Origin of the sequence: Nodosilinea sp. FACHB-141 (assembly GCF_014696135.1) — a bacterium.
In the GTDB taxonomy this organism is placed as follows: domain Bacteria; phylum Cyanobacteriota; class Cyanobacteriia; order Phormidesmidales; family Phormidesmidaceae; genus Nodosilinea.
Map to the genome: position 1 here is coordinate 23630 of NZ_JACJPP010000020.1, position 15827 is coordinate 39456.

Here is a 15827-nt window from a genome sequence, read left to right on the forward strand (position 1 = left end):
TGAATTGAGGCAAGTGGCGGAGTCATACCCCCTACTCACCTACCCCTCACCCATCCACCTAATTGCCGCAGGTTAACACCGTCGCGTCAGGATTTTCTGTGGTGGCCTGCTGCATTTGGGTGGGGTTGGGTCTGCCGTAGGTGCTGAGGGTCTGCACATCTTCGGGGGAGGGCACGGCCTCGGCAACTTCCTGACCCAGGTCGCTGACGTAGATCACCTGGTCGATGGTGAGCTGCCGCTGCTCTTGCTCGGCGTAGAGGCTGGCGTAGCGATCGCTCACCCGTTCCTGCCACTGGGCCGGAGCGCAGTAGCTGCGATCGATGATTACCGTTACCGCTGGGCCTGAGAGAAACTGGCGCAGACCCAGCCCCAGGCCAACAAAGGCCAACCAGCCCAGGCCGAGGGTGAGAATCAGTCGTTGGTTGGGGTTGCGCATGGGGGCGGAAGAAAGGCCTCAAGAACCGGAGGAAGGGGTACAGGGTATAAGGTTTAGGAGGTATAGGGTATAGGGCAATACCTTGCACCCTATACCCTGAACCCCGAACCCCTAAAGATTAACCTGGAACAGATCCTTAAACAGGGTTTGCACATTGTCGGGAGCGCCTTGCTGCACGGTAGATTCGCGCAGGGCTGCGATCGCCTCCAATTCCCCCTGATTTACCTCACCGTAGGCGATGGGGTAGAAGCGCACATCGCTGTAGGCGAGAACGTCTTGGATAGCGTCAAAGGTGTAACCTCGGTTGACCTCGCCGTCGCTGAGCAGCAGTAAGTAGTAGCGTCCGTTAGGGTCTTTTTCTTTTTGGGCCAGCAGGTCGGCTAGGCCCACCATGGCCCCGTCGTACATGGCTGTCGCACCATCGGCCTGCAAACTGTCGATAGTGGCCAAAAACTTTTGGTGCTGAAGCTGATCAAAGGGAGCCAGGGGCAGCCGGCGGGTGGGCGCATCGGCAAAGGTAACGATGCTGACGTAGTTGCCCGAGTTAATCTGCTCGGCGGCGACCCGTAGACCATCCTTAAGAGCCTGAATCCGCTCGCCTTCCATGGAGCCGCTGGTGTCGATCACCAGGGCCATATAGACGGTGCGGCCTCCGTCTTTGCGTAGTTTCCAGTTCGACTGAGCAGCCAGCAGGGTCTCGCCGTTGGGGAAGGGGGGCACCTGCTTGGCCTTCATGTAGTCGGTTTCGACAAAGCCCTGCTGCTGGGCTAGGGTCTGCATTTCGGCCGACTGGGCAAACTGGGCAAACCGCTGCAGGGCCGCCGCTTGCTGGGGCGTGTTCCAACCAAAGCCCACCAGGGGATTGTTGTGGGGCACACCAAAGGGCACAAACTCGGTGTCGCTAAAGCCAGGCACCTCCCGCAGGGCCAGGTAGTTTTGGTATTCCAACGGAAAGGCTTGCAGGTTGCTCTGGTCGCGCAGGAATAGCTCCTGCAAGTCGAGGGTGGTGGGAGTGGTGATCAGCACCTGCTGCTGAAACTGGTCGAAGACCGAGTTGACCTGAGGAGTTTGCAGCTCAGCCACGGTGAGCTGGCCGCCATCGTCCTGGTGTCCGGCGGCTCGCCAGTAAAGTGTATAGAGCAGGTTGAGCGCGGTAGCGCTGCTGTAGGGGTTGGGATAGGCCACGGTGACTTCGCCTGAGGCGATCGCATTCAGCAGCCGGTCAAAGCTGACGGTGCCGTTTTCAGCCAGGCTATCGTAGACGGGTTTGGGCAGTACCCAGCCAGCGGTGTTGGGCACTAGGCGCGCAGCCACAGGCACGGTGCTTACCCCTTGGCTCTGTACCATGGCTACCCAAAGGTCATTAGATGGGCTGTAGCCCTGGGGCTTGACGGCTCCGGCCCCCAGCAGTCGGGCGGCGGTGCCCGAGGCCACCTGGCGCACCCCCACCTGAATCACTTCCCCAGAGGGCAAGGTCTCTCTGCGCTGGTTAAAGGCTTCGGCAACTTCCACCAGCCAGCGCTCGTTCTGGCGATTGACGTTGGCCTTTTCAGAAGAGCTGTAGATCTCTACGTAGGCGGTGTTGCTGCCGCCGGGCTGGGCCGCGTGTAGCGGGAGGGTATTGACATCGGGCAGCGGATCTACGATCTGGTCGGTGGTGTAGCGGCTGGCCACCTCATCGGCGATCAGCTCTTCGCCAACGCTAATCTTGGGCAATATCGACTGCTCTAGGGCCTGCCGAGCGCTCTCTACAGAATCAACTTTAGGAGTGCCGTTGAAAACGTCCGGCGTACAGTTCCACAGCAGCACGGCGCAGAGACTGATGAGGAACGGGATCAGGGGGAAGCGGCGCATTTTGGGAGTGGATGAGTGGATGGGTGAGGGGTAGGGGGTGAGAAAGTAGATACAGAATTAGTCGCGTGTTTTCCTGAGGGTTTTCGTGGATTTGAGGTTTACGCAGAATCTTGGTTGTCTTGAAGGATGGTTTTGTTAGCCTCAATCAGAGATTGGAGGCTGTGGGGTAGGGTGCTGTCGCCAGCGGTGTCGAGGGTGGAGAGAGCGACCTGGTCTTGGAGTTGTTGCAGCTGAGAATGGGTGGCCTGGAGGCGATCGCGGCTGGCGGCCAAGCGCTGCTGGGCCATCTTTTGATAGGCGGGGGTTTCGATCTGGTCGAGCACGGCTAGGCCATCGGCCACCTGGCCTGAGAGATCGAGTACGGTGTGCAGGGCTTCGAGCAGCTCTACCTGCAGGAGGGGGTCGCGATCGAAAATACGGGCGGCAAAGCGCTGCGATTCGATGGACCAGTCCTGTACTTCGCGCCAGGCTTTTTTGGCCTTGGGCGGTACTCGCTGCTCCAGGGTACCCAGCTGGTTAGCAAAGGTTTGGGCATCGAGCAGGTCACCGCTGTTGGCCGTGGCTTCTTTTGGGCGAAAGCCTGCCGCCCAGCTGCTCACTATAGCCGCCGCCACTCCGGACCCCGCTACCACAGCCACTGGCTTTGGCCCCGCCAAAAAAATCATCAAGGCATACCCTAGGGCAGTGCCCCCCAGCAGCAGATAGGTCTGGGGCAGCCCCCACAAGGTCGATCGGCGCATACCCATAGCCTGCTAAACCCCTTTAATTAACGCTACTGTAGCCTACGGCACCGTCAGCGTCCCCCCCAGGGCATTGATGGCGTCAGACAGCTGGGGCTCGGCGGCACTGGTCGCGGCTACCAGCAGCAAAAACGCTTCTTCGCCGCGCTGGCGGGCAAAGATTTTGCCGGTAATAGGCTGGGGCGGAGCGGCCCCCTGGCTGAGGCGACCCGTCCAGTTGATGCGAATGCCGCCGCCGGGGATGGGCTGTATGTCGTCGCCTGCGACAAAGCCTTCTCCAGCGCCAAAGGTGCTCTCAGCCGCTGCCACCAAGGCCGCTTCGGGAGTTTGGGCCGATGGTAAGGGGGTCACCGCTACGGTGTAGGCCAAACTGCCATCCGCCGCCTGAAATAGGGGGGTACCGCCCGCCGAGCTGACGCTGTAGCCGTCTAAAATGCCGATTTGAAACCGGCCCTGGGGGTCTTCAAAACTGCCGTTGACCATGGGCAGAGCCGGAGCCAGGGCTGGCGGGGGGGCATTATTTTGTGCAATCGCATCCCGATTACTTCCGGCACCAAGGTGCATCGCCTGGGTTAGTAAGATGCTCACGACTAGGGCGATCGCTGCGATCGCTAGCCCCCTAAACCGCCGAAACAGCTGCCCCATGGTGGAATCCTCTCTACCTAATGGCTAAACATAGCAACTTTAGCTGCGGCGCATCCAAACGATCAAAGAAGTTAACCTGGACCTGCCCGAAGATGCCAATTCGCGGTGCCCCTAGACCTTGAACTTAGCACCGGCGGTCTTTGACTATCTTGTTAGACAGCGCAGTCGGAGCACAGATAAGGCAAAGTTTTTACGCAGCAGCTACCAAAGGTTTTTGCCATCAATAACTACGACAAGTGCCTCCTCTGCATCAAAGTCATCGAACAGACGGGCATTAACTCCGATGCGGCGACTGCTCTTGTCCCAGCTTCCATCTAGTTCAAAGGCTGGGCTATCAGAAAACGTGCCACACCCGCAGGTTGGGCAGAAATGATGCGCCACAAGTTTCGACTGCCAACGGTAAATGGCATCGTCTGTTGGGGTGACTACCTGAAATTGATCAGGCTGGTAATACGCCCACAGTGCGCCACGTTTAGAGCAGAACGAGCAAGTGCATCGAGTCAGTTGTTCTGGAATCTCGCCCTCAATACGAAAGGCCGTCTTTCCGCAGTGGCAGCTTCCGGCGATCGCCATAGTGTTTCTCCTAACCTTCTTACAGATTTAGCCCCTCACCAAAATACGCTTCCACACAGCGCACGAACATCTCCACCCCAAGCCCTAGGGCCGTTTCATCGAAGTCGAAGCGGGGGTGGTGATGCGGGTAGGCCAGCGCCTTGTCAGAATTGGCTGAGCCTAAAAAGAAGTAGCACCCCGGCACTTCCTGCAAGAAAAAGGCCATATCTTCGCCGCCCATGGTGTGGCAGTCAGGCACCACTCCCGCCGGAGTCTCAACCACCGCCAAAGCCACCGATCGCACCAAATCCGCCATCCCCGCATCGTTGATTACGGGCGGGTACAGCGCTCGGTAGTCGAGGCTATAGCTGGCTCCGTGGGCCTGACAAACGCCCGCAATAATCTGCTCCATGCGAGGGGCAAAGTAGTCGGCATAGGCGGGATCAAAGTAGCGCACAGTGCCGCCAAAGGTGGCGCTGTCGGCAATCACGTTTTGGGCCTTGCCGGCGTGAAACTGGCCTACGGTGACCACCGCCGACTTGGTGGGGTCAATGTTACGGGCCACAATGGTTTGCAAAGCGTTGACAATCTGCGACCCAACCACGATGGAGTCAACGGTTTGATGAGGCAGCGCGCCGTGGCCCCCTTTGCCCTGCACCGTGCAGGTAAAAAATTCTGACGCCGCCATCAGCGCTCCGGTGCGGACGCCCACGGTGCCCAGGGGCAGGTTGTTCCATAGGTGGAGGCCAATCATGGCGTCCACATCGGGGTTCTTGAGCACCCCCGCTTCGATCATGGGTTTTGCGCCCCCTGGCCCCTCTTCTGCGGGCTGAAAGATCACTTTGACGGTGCCCGCAAAATCGCGGTGGGTGGCTAGATAGTAGGCGGTGCCTAGAGCGATCGCCACATGGCCATCGTGCCCGCAAGCGTGCATCACCCCATCGTGCTGCGAGCAGTAGGGTACCGTGTTTTCTTCTTGAATGGGCAAGGCATCCATATCGGCGCGAATACCCAGCACAGGGCCGGGTCGGGTACCCTCAATCACCGCTGCCACGCCGGTTTGAGCAATGTTGCGCTGGTGGTCAATGCCCCACTCGCTGAGCTGCTCGCAGATAAAGTCGGCGGTCAGCCACTCTTTGAACCCCAGCTCAGGCCGCTGGTGCAGGCCGCGCCGCCAAGTGACCAACTGATCTTGCAAAGATTGAATAGCTGGGCGAATGCGATCGCGGTTGACGGGCAGTGGCGGGGCGGTGGTGGCAAACATAGCGCAACAACAGAGAAAGGGGGCTCAACAAACCTCTCCTGCAGGCGAGAGGTACCTCTATCAGCATAAACCAGTTGCCCTGAGCCCTTGGGTGGCCAACCGCAGACAAGACCCGGCCCAGCATTTGCAGTTTAATAGAGGTGTTCAACCCGCACCTACGCTCACATCTATGACGCTCCAGGAATTACAAGACCAGGTTTTGCAACTTTCTGTCGAGGACCGTTGGCAGCTCGTGAATACGGTTTTAGCCTCGCTGCAAAAAGAAACCCACTGCGCCCTGATGGAACCTGACCCGGCCTTTCCAGACATTGCCTTCCGTTCTGATGCCGAGAATAGCTGGGTGCCTGTGGTGCACGGCACCAGCATTCATGTGCGAACCGTGGTGATGGCGGCAACTGAGTGGGAATGGTCAACAGAGCAGATTGCCGAAGAGTATGGTCTTTCTAAAGCTCAGGTGGAAGCGGCCCTAGTCTTCTATCAGGCCCACGGCGATGAGGCGGCTGTAGCCGTCACTGAGCAGATACCCACGCAAGTGCCCGAGCAGGTAGTCGAGAAACCGATCGAAGCAGCAAAAGCCTAACCTCACCCTACCCCTTTCTACAGAGCCCTCCCAAATTGGAGCAGCGTTAGACTGTCAATAATGCTGTTACAAAAATTAACCGATGCTTCCCGATTTGATGGGTGCCACCCGAGACTACTGGCGCAAGCTGGATGAGGTCGAAGCCGCCTACCGCCGCAACGAGCTAACCGTTCAAGAAGTTGACGCCGAAGTGAAAGCCCTAATGGTTGAGCTGGGCCAAACCCGGCGGCAGTTGCTGCGGCATAGCTGGGCGATCGCGCAAACCTTTGTCAATCAGCAGGGCGAGGCGCTAGCGGGGGTAGCGGCGCTGGGTGTGCTGGCCTACGTTTGGCTAGTGGCTAACGGTCAGGCTTAATAAGCTTTATTTGTGCTCAGCGGCGACGCCATTTTTTCGGCTAGGTAGCTGAGTTACTTGCGATCGAAGCTGTAAAGAATTCGGATGAAGAGTATAGTCCAGAGATTATTAAATGACTTAGTAGAAATAGGTTTGGGGTGACCATAGGATCGCTTAGAAACCACGAATTAATAGGTTCTTTGCTTTCTAAAAGTCTCAAATACCAATCTAGATAATTTTTTGCAGATTGGGTCGTCCTTAGTGCTGATGCTCTACTTAACCCAAATATAAACGGACGAATGTCTCGGCAGCCTCTGAATCAATCTGCTTCAAAGCTTCCTTAATTTCAAAAATTACGTCTCCAGCTGGGTCACGGAGTTCTTTCACCCAGCGGTTCACATTGGCGCGATCTGTGCCCATCGTCACTGCCAATTTGTTTTGGCTAATGCCGTAAGCCTCTAAAACCTGCTGTAGTGCGTTGCCTGCCCTTCCCATGCCCAGATTTTGGCAGAGGGGGCTAGGCCCGTCTATGTTGCCAAACTGTCAGCGTTCGTTTATGCTGCCAACATGTCAACATCATCTTTGCCATGTCACAAGCTAGCCGTTCGCTTGCCAACGCAACTCCCCACCTCCGCCACTCTGCTTTCCTTGCTGCTGCTATGCCACAATCCACTGATTCGCCTGGTGAGAGTCGCGAGCCTGTGCATCTCATGGTGATTGGTAGCGCTCAGGGCATCGAAACCATTGTGCAAACACTTCATCTGCGGGGCTTCGCCCATGTCAGCGAGTGGAGCATTGTCATGCCCCACGGCTCAAGCAAACTCATGCGAGTGCTCACCCGATGGGTGCAAGAGATTCGCTGATGTGCTTGGTTCTAGCCTCTACCTCAGCTTCATCGCTACGATAGTTTCGTAGTAGTGCATACGATAGGGCGAGGCTCCACCAACGCGAAGCAATGCACTACCGAAAACCACACCGAAAGATGGGCACATCTTAGGGTTTAGAGCACTAGGATGTGTCATCGATTTTCGCTGCAATTCTTCTCCCATCAGCAACGCCATGCCTGTCCCAAAAGCGGGCTATGGGTTGTAGCCGCTGATGCTTGGGCATCAGCGGTTTGTTGATCACAACTTTCAGTTTTATTTACCCGATGCCCCCGTCACCCGCTTAACGGCATCTGTGGCCTTTTCAGCTAGGCTTTCATTGTCCTCTTTAGGATCAACCTTGCCCTCAGCTTGGCGCATTTCTTCCCGTATGCCTGTCGCTTCGCTCATATCATAAGCCCGGTTTAACCGTTCTTCGGCACTTAACGGTTTGCCCTCGATGCGACCCGTGAGCTGGTCTTTAGTTTGACCGTGGGCCTCTTTCGAATCAAAGGGAATTTGGGCCAAACTCGGCTGTACAGCAATGGTTAAAAAACTGGTTAGACCCAGGAAACAGGCAAACCCAACCATTAGCAAGCGTCGTCCCATGCGATCGCAGCGGAACAAAGAAATTAACGTCATAGGAAAATCTCGTAGTCTTGGCAGAGAGAATCTTCGCTGGAAGATGGACCTCTTTGGGCCATCCCTGCGGTGACTGTAGCCTATCGGCGCGAGGGGTACGACCTGTTCCGTCTAGCGATATATTTTCGTCCTCGTTACGATAGTGAAGCCAATTAGGGACACTGCAATGAAAATAAAGCACGTTATCAACCTCCATAAAGGCACTACGGCTCTTTTTGTCGCGGCTCTGATGGTGGCTTACCAAAACTTTGGCCTGGGGCCGTGGGTTTACCTGGCCCTTCATGGCACCTATGGCCTGGTGTGGCTGCTAAAAGATCGCCTCTATCCCGACAAGCAGTGGGAGCAAACCATTCCCCTAGCCACCGGAATTTTTGGCTTTGGGTTCATCAGCCTCTACTGGGTAGCTCCTTTTTTGCTGGTTAGCCGGGGGGTGGAGCCGCCGTTGCCTTTGGTCGCAGGGGCAATCGCCCTCAACATCCTCGGCATATTTCTGCACTACGCCAGCGATGCTCAAAAGTACTTCACCCTCAAGTATCAACCGGGGCTAATTACTGAAGGGCTTTTTGCCCGCTGCCGCAACACCAACTATCTGGGCGAAATTCTGATTTATCTATCCTTTGCCCTGCTAGCGATGCACTGGCTACCCTTTGCCATTTTAGGGCTGGTTGCGGCCGTGCTGTTTGTGCCCAACATGCGCAAAAAGGACGAGTCGCTGTCGCGTTATCCAGAGTTTGCAGATTACAAGGCGCGATCGGGGTTGCTGCTACCGCAGTTGTTAGGTGCTTCTGCCGCCAGTTCCCAAGCCGCTGCCGCTGAACCGCCCAACTAAACAACTAACCTCAGGCACTTTGCAGCAAAGCTTGCTGGTTTTGCAAAATTTGTCTGGCGAAGGCGAGCTTTGCTTGCAGATCGGCATCGGCGATCGCCTCTAAAAAGCGCATAAATTCCACCTGCTGCTCCAGGCTCCGAAACGGAAAAGCCTTGATGGCTAACTCTGGTAGATTAGCGCTTACCCTCAACAGCTCAACTCCAACTACTCGCTCATTGGCATCATAGTCGTATATCACATCGAGTTCTATTGAGTCAGACTCTACAATTTCACCCTCAGCCAGGCGTAAGTAAAGAGCATCAACGTCGGGATCGTATTCAATGTTCATAGCTTGCCACGCATGCGCCTGTCGAAGTGGATCGTCACTATGTGCCAGGGATTGGTAGTCCTATTGTAAACAACCTTCAAGACCCGTCCGCCAGCCTCTGGTATTGCCCGGTAGACACGCTGGCAGGTGGGGTCTTCTGGATGAGACTCAATCAGAGCTGGCTCTGCAACCGTAAGGACAACCCAAGCCCATTCAATTTTGCGCTCAGCTAGTCTCACCTCGGCGTGGTGGCTCAGGCTGTAGGAGATTTCATCATTGGTCATCGTACTAAATGAGACTGCACAACTGCCGACTTGCCCCGCCAGCATACCCTAGGGTCTATGATCTAAGGGTTCATGACCCAGTTGCCCATGACTCTGTTTACTCTGCGCTCTGCCACCAAAGACTTTGGCATTAAGGAAATTCTCCGCGATGCCAGCTTTAGCCTGGATGAGGGCGACAAGGTGGGCCTCATCGGCACCAACGGCTCGGGCAAATCGACCCTGTTGAAGATGATTGCTGGGCTAGAGCCCTTCGACGGCGGCGATTTTTGGGTCAACCCAGGGGCCAAGATTGTCTACTTGCCCCAGCAGCCCGACTTTGAGGCCGATCGCACTGTCCTAGAGCAGGTCTTTGCCGACGCGGGCGAGCAGATGGCGCTGATTCGCGAGTACGAAGATATCTCGCACCATATGGCCCAGGGCACGGGCGACGCCGACGCTCTAATGGCCAAGCTCTCTACGGTATCTGAAAAAATTGCCGCTGCCGATGGCTGGGATCTAGAGACCAATGCTAAGGCCATTCTTAGCCGCCTAGGTATTGATGACTTTGACACCAAGGTGGGCGATCTGTCAGGGGGATATCGGAAGCGAGTGGCGATCGCCGCTGCCCTGCTCGCCGACCCCGACGCCCTGCTGATGGACGAGCCTACCAACCACCTCGATGCCGAATCGGTGGAGTGGCTGCAAAGCTACCTCAGCGGCTTTCGTGGCGCGCTGCTGCTGATCACCCACGATCGCTACTTTCTCGATCAGGTCACCAACCGCATTCTCGAAATCGATCGCGGCGACCTCTATGGCTACGCGGGTAATTACGCCTATTACCTAGAGAAAAAGGCGTTAGCTGAAGCTGCTGACCAAAGCACCCAAAAGAAACACGCCGGGGTGCTGCGCCGCGAGCTGGAATGGCTTAAGCGCGGCCCCAAGGCCCGCAGCACCAAACAAAAAGCCCGCATCGATCGCATCGGCGACATGCAAAACCGCGAGTTTAAAGAATCCCTCGGCAAGGTGGATATTTCCACTGTTGGTCGCCGCATCGGCAAAAAGGTGATCGAGCTGGAGAATGTCTCCAAAAGCTACGAAGATCGCCTCTTATTCAAGGACTTCACCTACGCTTTTGCCCCCGACGATCGCATTGGTATCATCGGTCCCAACGGTGTCGGTAAATCGACTCTAATGAACGTGATCACCGGGCGGCTAGAGCCCGACACTGGCACCGTCGATATTGGCACCACCATTCACGTCGGCTACTTCGACCAGCATTCTGAAGACCTGTTTGCCAACCCCAGCCAGCGGGTGATCGAATACCTCAAAGAAACCGCCGAACTGGTCACCACCAACGACGGCAGCGTAATCACCGCCTCTCAAATGCTGGAGCGGTTTTTGTTCACCTCAAACCAGCAATACTCCCCTCTAGAGAAGCTTTCTGGTGGCGAGCGGCGGCGGCTGTTTTTGCTGCGAGTGCTGCTCTCGGCCCCCAACCTGCTGATTCTTGACGAGCCCACCAACGACCTCGACGTGCAGACCCTCGGCGTGCTGGAGGAATACCTGGAGGAGTTCAACGGCTGCGTGATTGTAGTTTCCCACGATCGCTACTTTCTCGATCGCACCGTCAACACCATCTTTGCTTTTGAAGGCAACGGCGTACTGCGAAATTATCCCGGCAACTACTCGGTCTATTTAGACCATAAGAAAGCGGCCTCAGACACTCAGAAGGAAAGCGGAAAACAGGCCGCTGCGAGCAAGGCCCAGGCCGCTGCGTCTGCGACGATAACTAAGGTAGAACCAACCCCCGATGCCAAAGCCAAAAAGCTTTCCTACAAAGAAAAGCGAGAATATGAGCAGCTAGAAACCCAAATTCCCGCTATGGAAGCCGAGAAAGAAGCGCTAGAAAAACAGCTTTACGGCAACCCACCCAGCGACTATAGCGAGGTGACCAAGTTATCTGAGCGATTGGGCGAACTCACCGCTACCATTGATTCCTCCACAGAACGCTGGATGGAGTTAGCAGAACGGATGGAGTAGGTATTCGTAGCCAGTAAGGCCATCAATTGCAACTGGTAGGGGTGCAAAATTTTGCGCCGACGCAACATCTGTGGCTTGGCCATAGACAGGGGGAATTAAGAGCATCCACAGTCTGTAGAACTATTTCACAGATTTGGTATTGATCCTTTGAGGGCGATCGCCGTCCCCCCCTACTGATCGGGGGGCAGATAGGGATTAGCGTCCATCTCTCGCTGTACAGCGAGACCAATGTTTAGCGCCTCCTGCAAGAACTGTCGGTACTCGCTGGCCTGGTGATTGACCTGTAGAGTTTGCAGCGTCACCAGGTTGGCCTCAATAGTAGTAAATAAGTCCTGGCGTCGATCCAGCAGGGCTCGGTGGTGCCGCAAAATTTTTTCGGTCATCAGAGCTGAAGTCAGGCTGTCTCGGGTGGACTGGAGGGCAGTTAGAATCTCACTGTTCTGCAACCCTTGACCTGACCCCTGAGCCACATCCAATGCCTCCATCACTTGCAGCGCCTGAATGATGTCATTGTGGCGATCACACTCATCCAGCAGTCGCGCCAGGGTGATGAAGCTTTTAGAGCGCTGCCACTGGTAGAAGTGCCAGGCGACAGCTCCGATCGCGATCGCCCCAGCAATCCCCAGCAGCAGCGCCCCAAACTGGTCAAAGCCCTCCTGCTGACTCACCAGCACCAGCCCGAGTCCCAGACAAACCACAAACATCGTCCCCAGCACCAGGCATTCTGTAATGAAAAGGGAGAGCAGTTGCCGCCGCGATCGCCACACAGAAGGGCGAATCATTCTGCCCATAAAAACCGAGTCGATGTCTAGACCCGTGAGCTGATCGAGTTCAGATCGGGTAATGCGTAGCGCCTGCAAATCAGAGGTCATCGTCTCTGCAAAATTAGAGATTATCAGTCAAAAATATGAATTAGAAATATAGTCTTTGGTGGGGAAGCAACTATTTCCTCAGCTTGTCCAATAGCGGTCAATCAATTGCCAAACAGCAGTGCGGCAATGCTGCGAATCACCTGGGAGTAAAAGTTGCCTTCTACCTCACGAAACAGCTGAAAGGGTTGGTCGGGGGAGCCAAAAAAGGGTCTTAGGGTCCACCCCAACTGGCTGCCCACTAAGCCATAGAGCGTCAGCCAAAACAGCAGCAGCCGGTTGCGAATCTGCGGCGTATCTTCAGTAAAATCCATCACAGAGCGAATGCCCGCATAAAACAGCCTCACCCCAATGAAGCCGGTAAGACCAAAAATGGCGACATTGAGCAGCAAAAAGAAGTGATAGCTGCGAATAGAGACCAAAAAGAATAGCGTCACTGGCGCAAAGCTGAACAGCAGCACGCTAATCACCGAAACGGTGGTGAGACTGAGCACTGCATACTGTTTAAAGTCAGCCTTGGAACCAAATAAGATGTCGAAAAAATATAGCGTTGGCAGGCAAATAAGCAGCGTTAGCAGATAGAGGGCCGGCAGTTTGACCATCGACACTAGCAGTTGTTGCCAACCGCTCGACGAGCCAATAATGGCCCCATAGATAGCAAAAAACAGCGAGCTGACCACCAGCAGCGACAAAATTTTGGACTCAATCTTTTTGCCCTCGCGGACTTCTTCTAGAAAGGTGGTGCGATCGCGTAGCAGCAATATCAGGGTTGAAAAGTGATCCATAATCTTACCCAAAGCGACAGCGGTAAAGGCCTATCTGGAGCGTAACCGTCTCTTGTGGTGGAATAAGTCGGAAAAAGGCGGCACTCGTTTTTTCCGTCGCAAGCGACTGAGAGATCTAAGGGAGTATGGGCTCAGTGATGCGGCAAAGCACACCTGCTACTAATTGTTGTACCCATGGGTTGAATCAGCTCAATCAGCAGCAGGTGGCCAAGATCAATATACTCCTGAGACCCTTTTTAGCAGTCAGCGTTAATTTGGGCAATTAGGTCTGTCAATACCTGCTCGGCTCGCTCGTTGTCAACCTGACACGTGCCGGCAGCATCGTGCCCTCCTCCCCCATATTTCAGCATGAGTTCGCCAATATTAGTTTTGGAGGTGCGGTTAAAAATAGATTTGCCCGTTGCCAGCACAGTGTTTTGCTGCTTTAATCCCCACATCATATGAATCGAGATGTTGCACTGGGGAAACAGAGCATAGACCATAAAGCGATTGCCCGCATGGATCACGGTTTCTTGCCGTAGATCAAGCACGACCAAGTTATTGTGAACCGTGGCGCAGCGCAAAATTTGGGCTTTGAACTCAGGCTCTTGGGCAAAGTAGAGCTCTACCCGCTCTTTTACATCTGGCAGAGCTAAGATCTCGGCAATTGTGTGATTTTTGCAGTAGTCAATCAACTGCATCATCAGGTTGTAATTCGAAATTCGAAAATCTTTAAACCGCCCTAATCTTGTCCTCGCATCCATCAAAAAATTCAGAAGAGTCCAATCATTAGGATGCAGCACCTCTTCTTTGACATACTGTGCTGAATCAGCCTGGTCTACTGCCACCATCATTTCGTTCGAAATAGCAGGAAAACGGGTGGCCCCGCCATAGTAGTTGTAAACGACTCGCGCCGCCGAAGAAGCCTGCGGGTCGATGATATGATTGTCCCGCTGTCCCTGATTACGGAGCATTTCGCTAGAGTGGTGATCAAACGCTAAATGCACCCCTTCAACGTAGGGCAGGTTAGTAGTGATATCGTTGGAATTGACGTCAACTTTGCCATCCTGCATGTCTTTGGGATGCACAAACATGATGTCATCAATTAGATCCATATCCTTCATTAGGACGGCGCATACGAGACCATCAAAATCGCTGCGAGTGACCAACCGATGCCGAGTTTTGGTAGCTATCATAGGGGCTCCTTGCAATCCAAAATGCTGAAAAAAGGGGTTGTTCCAGCCCAGTTTTCCCAAACTCAGCTAATCGCTACCAAGTCTTGATAGTTGGTTAAATTTGACTCTGCTAGTGCAAACCATCAAATCCTCTATTGAGCCAAAGACGTTTCTGGGAAACGCAAAAACACCGCAGGCTGGGCTTAACCTACGGTGTTTTGAGAGGATGCTTTGCTCTAAAGGGTAGCGATCGCGCCTACGGTCCGCGCTACAGCATCAGCCCAGAACATCACCCAAAAAAGTCATTAGGGTTTGCCATGAGCGGCGATCGGCGATGCCATCGTAGCGATCGGCGTCGCTCCAAATCGTAAAGGCGTGGTCAACCCCGCCGTAGATTTCCATATCAAAGTCCACCTCAGCTGCGTCGAGTTCGGTGGCCAGCTGGGCCACATCGGCCATGGGAGCAGCGCTATCGTCAGAGCCGTGCAGAATCAGAATGCGGCCTTGGGTTTGGCTATAGTCTTGCCCTTCAGGGGTATCAAAGCTGCCGTGGAACGACACAAAGCCATCTACATCCATGCCAGCACGGGCCATTTCGAGCACGGCGGCCCCACCAAAGCAGTAGCCAATCGCCACGACTTGGCTGCTGTCTACTCCGGCCTGGGCCTGGGCTTGGGCAAGACCAGCCATCAGACGAGCACGCAGGGTAGCGCGATCGCCGTAAAGCGTACTGGTTTGAGCCCGCGCTTCGTCGGGGTTGGCAGGCCGCACACCCTGACCAAAGAGGTCGACCGCAAAGGCCGCATAGCCCTGCTCAGCCAGCATTTGGGTGCGGCGCTTCTCGTATTCGCCTAGGCCATCGCGATCGTGAATGAGCAGCACCAGGGGCTGGGTTTCACCAAAGTTTTGGTTGAAGGCAAAATAGCCCTCAAAGGGTTTCCCGTCCAGGTTGTAGACTACCGGCTCGGCCACAATATTAGCCTTGGCCTCGGAGGATAGGCCCACTGCCACCAGCGTGGTCATTACGGCAGCTAGCATGACGAGTAAGAGTTTCCTGATCACTGCGATCTCCTTGTTTAAAGAACACGATTGGAGTCATAGGGCCAAAACTCTCTGACGAGAGGATTTTAAGGTCTAGCCTTCCTTGTATCCAGGGAAAATTTGTGCAGTGTAAGCAGGGCTCACAGCCCTACCGTCGCGAAATTAACCCCTGGGGCAAAGAATGTCTCTAACCCCTGATATCGTAAAGAAGTTTGAAGCTCTATGCAAAATTGCGCCTCTACCTATGGAATGGACTGCCGACGCTGAAGCCCGCCTCAAAGAGATTCCCTTCTTTGTGCGCCCTGCCGCCCGCAAAAAAATCGAGAAGTTTGCCCAAGAGCAGGGCATGAGTCAGATTACCGTTGAGGTCTACGAAGCGGCCAAGAAGCAGTTTGGCTAGGGGCGATCGCACAGCGACAGCCGCTGCGGTACCAAATTCCTATTTGTGCTGCTCAAAACTATCCGGTTTTAATCCACTTGTCGGCCCATTTGTGTCGGTGAATGGAAAAAATTTTCTTACCTAAAAATTAGTAATTTTCGCAGCCGCAACATACATAGAACCCTGTCAGCTTTTAACTGGGCAGGAGCCCTGCCATATTGGGCCAAAGGATTAGGCTGAAAGCTGATGT

The 15827-nt window shown here is 54.8% G+C and carries 20 protein-coding genes; 6 read left to right on the plus strand and 14 right to left on the minus strand.

The window, feature by feature from the left end; genetic code table 11:
- Positions 1-58 precede the first annotated feature (58 nt).
- The 6 genes from H6F59_RS20095 to H6F59_RS20120 form a co-directional block, all read right to left on the minus strand.
- Positions 59-436 carry a hypothetical protein gene (locus H6F59_RS20095; RefSeq protein ID WP_190704569.1) on the minus strand — a complete coding sequence of 126 codons (378 nt, stop codon included), beginning with the start codon at positions 434-436 and terminating at the stop codon, positions 59-61.
- A 111-nt stretch (positions 437-547) separates the two neighbouring features.
- Entirely contained in the window at positions 548-2290 is a 1743-nt protein-coding gene (locus H6F59_RS20100; RefSeq protein ID WP_190704572.1) for a VWA domain-containing protein, read from the minus strand.
- A 98-nt stretch (positions 2291-2388) separates the two neighbouring features.
- Positions 2389-3030 carry a hypothetical protein gene (locus tag H6F59_RS20105; protein WP_190704575.1) on the minus strand — a complete coding sequence of 214 codons (642 nt, stop codon included), beginning with the start codon at positions 3028-3030 and terminating at the stop codon, positions 2389-2391.
- A 42-nt stretch (positions 3031-3072) separates the two neighbouring features.
- Complete coding sequence (locus tag H6F59_RS20110; RefSeq protein ID WP_190704578.1) at positions 3073-3675, minus strand: hypothetical protein; 603 nt, start codon at positions 3673-3675, stop codon at positions 3073-3075.
- A gap of 201 nt (positions 3676-3876) precedes the next feature.
- Positions 3877-4248, minus strand: a complete 372-nt coding sequence (locus H6F59_RS20115) for a GFA family protein (RefSeq protein ID WP_190704581.1) — start codon at positions 4246-4248, stop codon at positions 3877-3879.
- Between the two features lie 19 nt (positions 4249-4267).
- On the minus strand, positions 4268-5491 hold the full coding sequence (locus H6F59_RS20120) for a M20 family metallopeptidase (protein WP_190704584.1): 1224 nt from the start codon (positions 5489-5491) through the stop codon (positions 4268-4270).
- Between the two features lie 232 nt (positions 5492-5723).
- Between H6F59_RS20120 and H6F59_RS26550 the strand changes: the two genes are divergently transcribed.
- Together H6F59_RS26550 and H6F59_RS20130 are read left to right on the plus strand one after the other, a co-directional pair.
- Positions 5724-6071 (plus strand): DUF433 domain-containing protein, encoded by a 348-nt coding sequence (locus H6F59_RS26550; protein ID WP_313887269.1) that lies wholly within the window; start codon positions 5724-5726, stop codon positions 6069-6071.
- 82 nt (positions 6072-6153) lie between these two features.
- Positions 6154-6426, plus strand: a complete 273-nt coding sequence (locus H6F59_RS20130) for a hypothetical protein (protein WP_206755223.1) — start codon at positions 6154-6156, stop codon at positions 6424-6426.
- Between the two features lie 255 nt (positions 6427-6681).
- On the opposite strand, the gene H6F59_RS20135 is transcribed toward H6F59_RS20130, so the two are convergent.
- On the minus strand, positions 6682-6900 hold the full coding sequence (locus H6F59_RS20135; protein WP_190704595.1) for a helix-turn-helix transcriptional regulator: 219 nt from the start codon (positions 6898-6900) through the stop codon (positions 6682-6684).
- A 164-nt stretch (positions 6901-7064) separates the two neighbouring features.
- Between H6F59_RS20135 and H6F59_RS20140 the strand changes: the two genes are divergently transcribed.
- A complete protein-coding gene (locus H6F59_RS20140; RefSeq protein WP_190704598.1) occupies positions 7065-7268 on the plus strand; it encodes a hypothetical protein in 204 nt (67 codons plus the stop codon).
- A gap of 276 nt (positions 7269-7544) precedes the next feature.
- Here H6F59_RS20140 and H6F59_RS20145 read toward each other — a convergent pair whose 3' ends face one another.
- Entirely contained in the window at positions 7545-7910 is a 366-nt protein-coding gene (locus tag H6F59_RS20145; RefSeq protein WP_190704601.1) for a hypothetical protein, read from the minus strand.
- A 166-nt stretch (positions 7911-8076) separates the two neighbouring features.
- On the opposite strand from H6F59_RS20145, the gene H6F59_RS20150 reads away from it, so the two are divergent.
- Positions 8077-8739 carry an isoprenylcysteine carboxylmethyltransferase family protein gene (locus tag H6F59_RS20150; protein WP_190704605.1) on the plus strand — a complete coding sequence of 221 codons (663 nt, stop codon included), beginning with the start codon at positions 8077-8079 and terminating at the stop codon, positions 8737-8739.
- A 10-nt stretch (positions 8740-8749) separates the two neighbouring features.
- On the opposite strand, the gene H6F59_RS20155 is transcribed toward H6F59_RS20150, so the two are convergent.
- Both H6F59_RS20155 and H6F59_RS27725 read right to left on the minus strand, forming a co-directional pair.
- Positions 8750-9067 (minus strand): DUF2283 domain-containing protein, encoded by a 318-nt coding sequence (locus tag H6F59_RS20155; RefSeq protein ID WP_190704608.1) that lies wholly within the window; start codon positions 9065-9067, stop codon positions 8750-8752.
- Positions 9064-9375, minus strand: a complete 312-nt coding sequence (locus H6F59_RS27725; protein ID WP_397194239.1) for a DUF4258 domain-containing protein — start codon at positions 9373-9375, stop codon at positions 9064-9066. The genes H6F59_RS20155 and H6F59_RS27725 overlap by 4 nt, the downstream gene beginning before the upstream one ends.
- A gap of 42 nt (positions 9376-9417) precedes the next feature.
- Here H6F59_RS27725 and H6F59_RS20165 point away from each other — a divergent pair, with 42 nt between their 5' ends.
- On the plus strand, positions 9418-11349 hold the full coding sequence (locus H6F59_RS20165) for an ABC-F family ATP-binding cassette domain-containing protein (protein WP_190705022.1): 1932 nt from the start codon (positions 9418-9420) through the stop codon (positions 11347-11349).
- Positions 11350-11519: 170 nt separating this feature from the next.
- Here H6F59_RS20165 and H6F59_RS20170 read toward each other — a convergent pair whose 3' ends face one another.
- From H6F59_RS20170 to H6F59_RS20185, 4 genes are all read right to left on the minus strand, one after another.
- A complete protein-coding gene (locus tag H6F59_RS20170) occupies positions 11520-12221 on the minus strand; it encodes a hypothetical protein (protein ID WP_190704615.1) in 702 nt (233 codons plus the stop codon).
- 101 nt (positions 12222-12322) lie between these two features.
- A complete protein-coding gene (locus H6F59_RS20175; RefSeq protein ID WP_190704619.1) occupies positions 12323-13003 on the minus strand; it encodes an actin-binding WH2 domain-containing protein in 681 nt (226 codons plus the stop codon).
- A gap of 236 nt (positions 13004-13239) precedes the next feature.
- The gene (locus H6F59_RS20180) at positions 13240-14178 is read right to left on the minus strand and encodes an exopolyphosphatase (RefSeq protein ID WP_190704622.1); all 939 of its coding nucleotides are present in this window, start codon (positions 14176-14178) and stop codon (positions 13240-13242) included.
- A 255-nt stretch (positions 14179-14433) separates the two neighbouring features.
- On the minus strand, positions 14434-15195 hold the full coding sequence (locus H6F59_RS20185; protein WP_190520560.1) for a dienelactone hydrolase family protein: 762 nt from the start codon (positions 15193-15195) through the stop codon (positions 14434-14436).
- 247 nt (positions 15196-15442) lie between these two features.
- On the opposite strand from H6F59_RS20185, the gene H6F59_RS20190 reads away from it, so the two are divergent.
- Complete coding sequence (locus H6F59_RS20190) at positions 15443-15598, plus strand: PCP reductase family protein (RefSeq protein WP_190520903.1); 156 nt, start codon at positions 15443-15445, stop codon at positions 15596-15598.
- The last annotated feature ends 229 nt before the right edge of the window (positions 15599-15827 follow it).